Source organism: Oceanospirillum sp. (genome assembly GCF_982874595.1).
Map to the genome: position 1 here is coordinate 69,765 of NZ_CEYNZH010000015.1, position 8,666 is coordinate 78,430.

6 protein-coding genes are annotated in these 8,666 nt (G+C 51.0%); 5 read left to right on the forward strand and 1 reads right to left on the reverse strand.

Annotated features, from left to right (window positions below; all coding sequences use genetic code 11):
• Positions 1 to 129 precede the first annotated feature (129 nt).
• Entirely contained in the window at positions 130 to 1,629 is a 1,500-nt protein-coding gene (locus tag AC4GL5_RS09240; RefSeq protein WP_490382489.1) for a CoA-acylating methylmalonate-semialdehyde dehydrogenase, read from the reverse strand.
• Between the two features lie 266 nt (positions 1,630 to 1,895).
• On the opposite strand from AC4GL5_RS09240, the gene AC4GL5_RS09245 reads away from it, so the two are divergent.
• The 5 genes from AC4GL5_RS09245 (at position 1,896) to AC4GL5_RS09265 (ending at position 8,568) form a co-directional block, all read left to right on the forward strand.
• A complete protein-coding gene (locus AC4GL5_RS09245; RefSeq protein ID WP_490382490.1) occupies positions 1,896 to 2,777 on the forward strand; it encodes a helix-turn-helix domain-containing protein in 882 nt (293 codons plus the stop codon).
• Between the two features lie 284 nt (positions 2,778 to 3,061).
• Positions 3,062 to 3,487, forward strand: a complete 426-nt coding sequence (locus AC4GL5_RS09250) for a MerR family transcriptional regulator (RefSeq protein ID WP_490382491.1) — start codon at positions 3,062 to 3,064, stop codon at positions 3,485 to 3,487.
• A gap of 257 nt (positions 3,488 to 3,744) precedes the next feature.
• Complete coding sequence (locus AC4GL5_RS09255; RefSeq protein WP_490382492.1) at positions 3,745 to 5,430, forward strand: AMP-binding protein; 1,686 nt, start codon at positions 3,745 to 3,747, stop codon at positions 5,428 to 5,430.
• A gap of 185 nt (positions 5,431 to 5,615) precedes the next feature.
• Positions 5,616 to 6,461, forward strand: a complete 846-nt coding sequence (locus AC4GL5_RS09260; protein WP_490382493.1) for a class I SAM-dependent methyltransferase — start codon at positions 5,616 to 5,618, stop codon at positions 6,459 to 6,461.
• A 157-nt stretch (positions 6,462 to 6,618) separates the two neighbouring features.
• Positions 6,619 to 8,568, forward strand: a complete 1,950-nt coding sequence (locus AC4GL5_RS09265) for a methyl-accepting chemotaxis protein (RefSeq protein ID WP_490382494.1) — start codon at positions 6,619 to 6,621, stop codon at positions 8,566 to 8,568.
• Positions 8,569 to 8,666 lie beyond the last annotated feature (98 nt).

The window sequence follows — 8,666 nt, forward strand, 5'->3', positions numbered from 1 at the left end:
TAATGCAATAAGATTAAAACTGTGTTTTTAAAGGAAAAAGACTGAGGGATAAAAACAGAGGAAGGGGCAGCTTCCTCTGTTTTAAAGGCAGAACCTGAAGCCACATCACTCAGGTTCTGCCGGTTCGGCTTACTTCAGGTTGATCGAGAAGTTAGGGCCGGATTCGATATCTTCGTTAAACCAGCGCGCGGTAATGGTTTTGGTTTCTGTGTAGAAACGAACCGCCTGCTTACCGTAAGCGTGCTGATCACCGTAGAAAGAACCCTTCCAGCCGGTGAACGAGAAGAATGGCAGCGGCACAGGAATTGGAATGTTAATACCCACCTGACCCACTTCGATCTCGTGCTGGAACTTACGTGCTGCCGCACCGGAAGCGGTAAACATAGACGTACCGTTACCGTATGGAGAGTTATTGATCAGAGCAATCGCCTCATCCAGCGTACCCACCTCTACCAGACACAGTACAGGGCCGAAGATCTCTTCCTGATAGATCGTCATTTCAGGTTTAACACCGGCAAACAGCGTTGGGCCAACCCAGTTACCATCAGGATAACCTTCAACCACACAGTCACGGCCGTCCAGCAGCAGCTCGGCACCTTCATCAACACCTTTCTGGATCAGACCGCAGATGCGCTCTTTCGCCTGAGGGCTGATTACAGGACCATAGCTTGCACCCGGATCATTCCACGCCCCCGGACGCGCCTGCATCAGCGCTTCTTTAATGTCGTGTTTCCACTCGCGGGCTTCGCCCACCAGAATGGTGACCGAAATCGCCATGCAGCGCTGACCTGCAGCACCCACAGATGCACCAGCAATATTGTTGATTACACGCTGTTTAGCCGCATCCGGCATTACAACCATATGGTTTTTAGCACCGGCGAAGCTCTGAACACGCTTCATGTTGTCGGTACCGGTTTTGTAGATGTACTGACCAACCGGCACAGAACCTACGAAAGAGATCGCACGGATATCCGGGTGATGCAGCAGGAAGTCTACCTGCTCTTTACCACCGTGAATCACTTGCAGAACACCTTTAGGTGCACCGGCTTCTACGAACAGCTCTGCCAGACGCATTGGCGTCAGCGGATCCTGCTCTGACGGCTTCAGGATGAAGGTGTTACCGGAAGCGATCGCCATTGGGTACATCCACAGCGGAATCATCGCTGGGAAGTTAAACGGAGTGATACCCGCACATACACCCAGAGGCTGAATGTAGCTGTAGGTGTCGATTTCACGGGCGACGTTTTCTACGGTTTCACCCATCATCAGACTTGGGATGTTGGCCGCGTGCTCAACAACTTCGATACCACGCCACAGGTCGCCTTTCGCATCTTCGAAAGTTTTACCGGTTTCAGAACTCAGGATCTCAGCGATCTCATCATGATGCTCTTTCAGCAGCGCCTGGTAGCGCATCATGACACGGGCACGGTCAGAAATAGGTGTTTCTTTCCAGGTTTCAAACGCTGCTTTCGCACTTTCGTAAGCCGCTTCCATTTCGCTTTGAGTCGCAAAAGGCACTTCGCACAGCACTTCCTGAGTAGCAGGATTCGTTACCGGCATGAAGTTGTCGGTTTTACTCTGAACAAACTCGCCATCAATAAACAGCGGGACTCTTTTAGTTGAACTCATATTTTCACCTTTTCCGTCCGGTTAACCGGCTTTATTGTTGTTAGATCGCTGACAGAAACACGCATCCATCAGTTGTTAGCATCTCGTCCGCTTTTACTTACCGCCAGAACGCACTGACCTGCAGTCTCTTGCGCTCTTTAACAAACCTAGCGGTTGCTTGGATACAAGTAAACTAGCACAGGGTTTAAGAGGCAAGGATTGACTAAATTGCCCACTTACTGGACTATATTGCTGTTTCCGGAAAATCATACAAGTGAGTCAGACTAATGTCGCAAACCTCAGACTGGCCGCTCCCGCCCGGCAGTGTTCGCTATCTGGTACCCCAGTTTCTTCGTGATAAGTTGCGCCAACACCCGCTAAGCTGCGGTCTCTACCCGATCTCCTTCGGTAACTATAAAGAAGCCCTGGGACACCAGATGCAGCGTCAGGATCATGATGATTTTCTGATGATCTACTGCATTAAGGGCAGCGCTGATCTCTGGCTGAAAGACCAGCACCATGAGGTGAATGCCGGTGACATCCTGCTGCTGCCACCAGGAACGGACCACCGCTATAAAACACGTGATGAAGCCCCCTGGAGTATTTACTGGCTGCACTTTAAAGGAGAGGACTGCGCTCTGGCCGCAGAGCATGCCGGTTTTGCTGAAGGGCTTCATTTACAACAGTTCGGCACCCACCCCAAGCTTATTCAGGACTTTGATCACCTGATCGACTGTCGCACCGGTGGCTATAACATCAATACCTCTATTTATGCCGCTAACCTGATTCGACAGATCCTGTCCTATATTGCGCTCCTGAAACCCACGACCGCCAGCGCCCGCTCCAGCCAGCTGAATCTGAATACCGTTCACGCCCTGATGCAGGAGAACCTGCACACCCGACTGGATCTGGATACCATCGCCAACGCGGTAAACCTCTCCAAGTTCCATTTTGTGAACAAATATAAGGAGCTGACAGGCCTGACACCGATCCAGCATTTCCTGCACCTGAAAATCGAACGCGCCTGTTATCTGCTGGATATTACCCAGCAGAGCATTTCAGAGATCAGCTACAGCCTCGGCTACGAAGACAGCTACTATTTCTCCCGCCTGTTTAAGAAAGTGATGGGCATCGCCCCCACCCAGTACCGAAGAAAACAGCGCCATTGATCAATTATTCTTCTGAGCACTCTAATCGCTAAAAATCACGACTCCATTTAAGTTCAGACCATGTTGTGCAGTGGCTTTTCTTGCTAAAATAAGCAGTCATTTCAGACAGTTAATCAGTGCAATCCGGTGATACCGACCAACATCCCTTAAAGCATTATTTACCGGGCCAGAACGGGGCTAAACTGATTTCAACGGCCCCGACTTGTTTTCACCTTTACGTAAACGTAAACTTTGGATAGAGTTAGCCTGAAAGACAGGCAGACATACCGACGGCTTCTAACAATATGACCTCATCAAAAAAGATCACGAAAAAAACCTACGGCATTAGCGAGCTGTCTAAAGAGTTCGATATCACGACCCGCACGATTCGTTTCTACGAACAGCAGGGCCTGATATCGCCGACACGAAACGGCCAGACGCGAATCTATAGCGAAAAAGACCGGGTTCGTCTGATGCTGACCCTGCGGGGCAAACGCCTTGGCTTCAGCCTGGCTGAAACTAAAGAGCTGTTTGATCTCTACGACACCACGCTGGAAGGCGATGAGAAACAGCTGAACCTGATTCTTGGCATTCTCAGTGAAAAAAGAGCTGAATTGGATCAGCAGCTGCAGGATATCCAGCGAGTCCAGACTGAATTAAATCTGGTGCAGGATCGTTGTCAGAAAGCTCTGGATGAAGTGCTCAACAAGAAGAAGAGCAAATCGGCCTGACACCGCTCAGATCCGAAGCCATTGAGCACTTAATCAGAAAAATATCTGTTGAGGTAATTTACTACTCCTGACCGGCTCTCAACAGCAGGTCTGCCCGCTCAAAACTGCGGGCCAATACAACTTAGAAACGTCAGTCAAAAGCCTAAAAGAATTCATATACCGCTGGTAACAACAATAACAGCGCCAACGGTAACGAGGACTTAGGAGCAGGCATGCTCCCGTTAAAACAACAATAAAATCAACCTAGAAGGTGGGTTATGACTACAAAAGCAATGAGCTACGTCAGCGGCATCAGCGACATGCCCCTGATCGGTAAAACCATTGGTGATCTGTTCGACGAGACCGTCGCCAAGTTCCCTGATAATGATGCTCTGATCTCCCGTCATCAGGGTCTTCGCTACACCTATAAAGAGCTGCAGGCCGAGGTTGATCGTTGTGCCAAAGCCCTGTTGCACATGGGTGTCGAAAAAGGTGAACGCGTGGGTATCTGGGCACCGAACTGTGCCGAATGGTGTATTACTCAGTTTGCCACCGCCAAGATCGGTGCGATTCTGGTGAACATTAACCCCAGCTACCGTACCCATGAACTGGAATATGCGCTTAAGCAGTCCGGCACCAGCACCCTGATTCTGCAGGGTGAATTTAAAGTTTCCCACTACGTTGACATGATCTGCGAACTGGCTCCTGAGCTGCGCGACAGCGTTGCCTCCCAGTTCAAATCAGAGAAACTGCCTCAGCTGAAACGTGTGGTTTGTCTGGACGAAGATCTGGCCACCGAAGGTATGTGGACCTGGTCTGATCTGATGTCCATGCACGACAAAACCACCGATGCGGAACTGCGTGATCTGCAGGCGACCCTGCAGTTTGATGATCCGATCAATATTCAGTACACCTCCGGCACCACAGGCGCACCGAAAGGCGCAACCCTGAGCCACCACAACATCCTGAATAACGGTTACTTCGTTGCCCGTGGTATGGACCTGACTGATCAGGACCGCATGGTGATCCCTGTGCCTCTGTATCACTGCTTCGGCATGGTAATGGGTAACCTGGGCTGTATCACCCACGGCGCAACCATGATCTATCCGGCAGAAGGTTTTGATCCGGTGACCACCCTGCAGGCGGTTGCTGAAGAACGAGCAACAACCCTGTACGGCGTACCGACCATGTTTATCGCTGAGCTGGAACACCCTGAGTTTGACTCCTTCGACCTGAGTTCTCTGCGCACCGGTATCATGGCAGGCTCTATCTGCCCGATTGAGGTGATGAAGAAAGTGATCGCCAAGATGCACATGAAAGATGTGACCATCTGCTACGGCATGACCGAAACCAGCCCGGTAAGTTTCCAGACCAAGATGGATGCACCGATTGAGAAGCGTGTATCCACCGTAGGCACCATTCACCCGCACCTTGAAGTGAAACTGGTGGACCCTGAAACCGGCAACGTGGTTGAGCGTGGCGAAAAAGGCGAACTTTGCACCCGGGGTTACAGTGTGATGCTGGGCTACTGGAACAACGAAGAAGCCACCGCCAAGTCGATCGAAAACGGCTGGATGCATACCGGCGATCTGGCCGAGATGGATGATGAAGGCTATGTCGCTATCACAGGTCGTATCAAAGATATGATCATCCGTGGCGGTGAGAACATCTACCCTCGCGAGATTGAAGAGTTCCTCTACACCCATCCTGATGTCAGCGACGTTCAGGTGATCGGTGTACCGGATCAGAAATACGGCGAAGAAGTGATGGCCTGGGTTTCTCTGCACGAAGGTAAAGACCTGTCAGAAGAAGAGATCCGCGAGTTCTGTAAAGGCAAGATCGCCCACTTCAAGGTGCCGCGTTACTTCAAGATCACCCGTGACTTCCCGATGACGGTGACCGGTAAGATCCAGAAGTTCAAAATGCGTGAGATAAGTACCGAAGAACTGGGTTTGGAAGGCTAAACACTTCCCCGGAAATTGACGCATCAGTCAGGCTGAAACCTGTTTAAGCCTGACGGATAAGTGACTCAAAGCGGCTCTTTTGATACAAGAAAGAGTCGCTTTTTTATATCTGCTAATAAAGCATTCTCAGAAGTGGTTTATTTGTTTTCAATCGATCACAACGCCTGCTGTTAAGGAATTTTTTCATGAGTGCGATAATCCGACACTACCAATCCAAAGATTCACTCTGGCAACAGATTGAAAGCTCACTTCGCTCTGCCGGTATCGACCCGGACACCCAACTTAACAGCAACCTGCTTGCCCCCATTGATCAGCTACACATTGGCGGCCGCCAGGCAACACAACAACTGATCGATCAGGTTGATCTGCCGTCCGGCTGCCATGTGCTGGAAATCGGCTCCGGACTGGGAGGCACCGCACGCCTTATCTCTGAACAGGTCCCCTGTTCGGTCACAGCCATTGATATCACGGACAGTTTCAGTGACGCCCATTTAGAGATCAACAAGCGCATGTCAGTGGATAACATCCGGGTTGTTTGTGCTGACGCCTGCAGTATTCAGGTTGCCCCTGAAAGCCAGGATCTGATCATCAGCCAGCACACCTTAATGAACATCCCGGATAAAAAAGCACTTCTGGAAACTCTGGCGCAAAGCCTGAAACCCGGAGGGCAACTTCTGCTGCATGAAGTGATCGCAGGCAGTAATACAGACCCGATCAAGCTTCCTGTTCCCTGGGCCTCTGACCTGGAGCACAGCCACCTACCGGATAAAGACGAGTTAACGGCTTTGCTTGCGGCAGCAGGCTTTGAGCTGAATCGCTTTACCGATGTCACAGATAATGCCCTCGCCTGGCGAAAAAAACACACCCAGCGGGAAGCCGGCTCAAGTCAGAGAGGGAAAACTCAGACCGCCTCACCACTGAATCCTCAGATCATTTTTGGTGAGCGCTTTCTGGAAATGGGCAAAAATGTGATGGCAAACCTTGCCGAAGACAAAGTTCGCGTCGTAGAAGCGGTCTTTGTACGTCGGTAATTCCTTAATATAACTCTGGTTTTACAGGCCTTATTCCCATAACATTACCTAATGTTACAAAGCCTAATTGAGGCACTTGCGCATCCGGCTGACGATGTGTGAAGGAACAGCAACAAACAATAATAATTCAAGCAACAAACCAAGGAGATATGTCGCTATGAGCGCACAAGGAAAGCACTCAGCTTCAGGTACGCCCCTGTTAACCCAGATGCTAATAACCGTCATGCTGCCCATCCTCATTCTGATGAGCGGCCTTACCTTCTGGATCTACACCGAAATCAAAGCAGAGACCTCTGAAATCATGCTGACTTCCGGTGAGCAGGTGGCTGAAGGGCATGCCGGTGAGGTTGGTGCAATCCTTGCTGGCCTGCAGGAACAGGTCTCAATGCTGGCAACAACACCAATGCTTTCCAGTGACCGTCGCGACGCATCGCTGCAGAGGTGGTTCTCGGGCAATCTGAAAGAACTCAAACTCGCTGAGATGATTTTCTTTGTAGATACCAACGCTGAGGCTGTCTATCTGGCTAATAATGGCAAAACCGGAAAGGCTAACCTTAGTGAGCGTCAGTACGTTAAAGACCTGCTGAGCGGAAAAAAAGACCTGATTCTGACGAACCCTATCGTCTCCAAAGCCACCAATAAACCCATTTCGGTCATCGCCCGTTCCGTTAAAGATGACAACGGCAATATCTCAGGAATTCTTGCGATAACCATTACCCTTGAGATGCTGACTCAAATCACCGACAACATCCACCTGACCGATGGCAGCTACGCCTGGATTGTTGACGGTACCGGCCTTCTGGTTGCCCACCCCTCAGAAAAAGCGCGTATGACGGTCAACGTCACCGATGCCGACAAGCGCGGCTTTACCGGCCTTGATGAACATGGCCGCAGAATGGTTGCCGGAGAAAAAGGCACCGGCGATATCCTGAATATTCAGGGTGAACCCGTCACCATGATTTTTACCCCTATTAAAAACACCCCGGGGTGGACCTTTGGTGTATCCGTACCCACTAACGAGCTCTACGCTACCGCCAACCGTTTATCCAGCTTTCTTGTTGTCATCATGCTTGCGGTTCTGGCCATTATTATCGGTCTTGTGACCATGGCCAGTTTGTCACTGGCAAAACCGATTCACCGACTGGTTGAAGCGATGGAAGTGGTCACCAGCGACGACAGCGGCATTAATGCTCGCCTGCAGGCCTCAGGCCCCCGTGAGATTCAGGCTGTTACCAATAGCTTTAACCGCTTTATGGAAAAACTGGGACAGTCTGTCGATCAGATCATTGGCATTGCCGGGGACCTGACCCGCGCTTCACAAACTCTCGAAAACACAGGCTCTACGCTGAACCAGCAGGTTGTTAGCCAGTCCAGAGAGATGGATCAGGTCGCCTCGGCCGCTAATCAGCTGACCAACACCTTTGAAGAAGTCGCCCATAGCGCCCAACAGGCTTCCGATGAAAGCATCCGGGTCAAAGCACAGGCCAACAAAGGCCATGAAGCGCTGATGCACAATCAGAAGCAGATCACCTCGCTATCTAATCGAATCAGCGCAGCGGCTGAAGAGCTGCAACAACTGCACCACTCCAGCGAGCAGATTGGTGAAGTGCTGGACAGCATCACCGGCATCGCCGAACAAACTAATCTACTGGCACTGAATGCCGCTATTGAGGCCGCCCGTGCCGGTGAACACGGACGGGGCTTTGCCGTAGTGGCTGACGAGGTTCGAACCCTGTCGGAACAGACCCGCAAGTCTACCGAGAAGACCCAAAGCGTTATTCAGGAGCTCCGCGAGCTGATTGTTCATGCCATCGGCACCATGGATGCCGGAGCCAAAGAAGCGGTTGAAACCGTAGAACGCTCTAAAGAAGCGGAGCAGGCACTGACCGATATTCAGCAGGCTGTAACCCAACTGGAGCAGATGAACCTGCAGATCGCCAGCGCCACGGAAGAACAACAGGCCACTATGGAAGAGGTGAACAGCAATATTGGCCACCTCGCATCGGCCGTATCGGTTCTGCAAGATGAAACCCAGCAGATCAGCCACCAGAGCGCCGCCATGGCTAATACCGGACAACAGATGGAGCAGATTGCCCGTGCGATCTAAACACTGTTCTTTAGAATGACAAAAGCCCGGTAAACAGGTTTGTTTGAAGTGACCCCATAAAGTTGGACACTTTATTTATCCGGCTGCCATGGCCTGAG